The organism is Acidisphaera rubrifaciens HS-AP3, assembly GCF_000964365.1.
Taxonomy (GTDB): domain Bacteria; phylum Pseudomonadota; class Alphaproteobacteria; order Acetobacterales; family Acetobacteraceae; genus Acidisphaera; species Acidisphaera rubrifaciens.
The window spans coordinates 1-272 of record NZ_BANB01000515.1; the positions used below are offsets into that span (position 1 = coordinate 1).

Sequence of the window (272 nt, forward strand, 5' to 3'; positions counted from 1 at the left end):
GGCATCTCCCGCAACACGATCTACCGTGCGTTGCGCGGCGAGGACTGAGCCAGGCCCTACCCGAGGACCTCGATCGCCACCGACTTCACCAGCGCGAATACCGGCGCGCCCGCGCGCAGACCGAGCCGCTCGATCGCGTCGGGCGTGACGCGGGCCAGCAAGGCGCCCCCGTCCAGCGCCACCTGCACCAGGCTGGTATGGCGCACCGCATCCGTCACCACCTCGCCCACCTGCCCGGCGATGACGTTGTGCATGCTGACCGCAGCCGGCGC

The 272-nt window shown here is 71.7% G+C and carries 1 protein-coding gene; it reads right to left on the minus strand.

The genetic code is table 11. The features are described from left to right. Positions 1-56: 56 nt before the first annotated feature. Positions 57-272: TOBE domain-containing protein (locus B8460_RS13955; protein WP_199445651.1), on the minus strand; the 216-nt coding region annotated here is incomplete at its 5' end.